The sequence below is a fragment of the Psychrobacter sp. W2-37-MNA-CIBAN-0211 genome (assembly GCF_040309405.1).
In the GTDB taxonomy this organism is placed as follows: domain Bacteria; phylum Pseudomonadota; class Gammaproteobacteria; order Pseudomonadales; family Moraxellaceae; genus Psychrobacter; species Psychrobacter glaciei.
Window position 1 is genome coordinate 1 of the sequence record NZ_JBEOOU010000369.1, and the last position, 257, is coordinate 257.

At 59.9% G+C, this 257-nt stretch carries 1 pseudogene; it reads right to left on the minus strand.

What is annotated here, in order from left to right:
• A pseudogene (locus AAEY72_RS15535) lies at positions 1–257 on the minus strand (cell filamentation protein Fic); the annotation flags it as partial.

The window sequence follows — 257 nt, forward strand, 5'->3', positions numbered from 1 at the left end:
GAACAGGGTGTCGCCTTTCTGAATGTTGACCGTGCGCAGTGCACCGGCCCATTCGTAGATATCGCCGAACAGGATGCGGTGGATGTGTTGTAGCCGTTCAAGGTCGTAGGGCGGCGGGTAGAGGGGGAGGCTGCCGACGGCAATTTCGGACAATTCCCGCTCGGCCTGGTGCAGACGCTCTTCATCGAACAAGTCGAGGCGGTTACGCAGGACGCTGCTATCAGGGTAGCAGTACGGGTCCAGGCCCACCCCATATT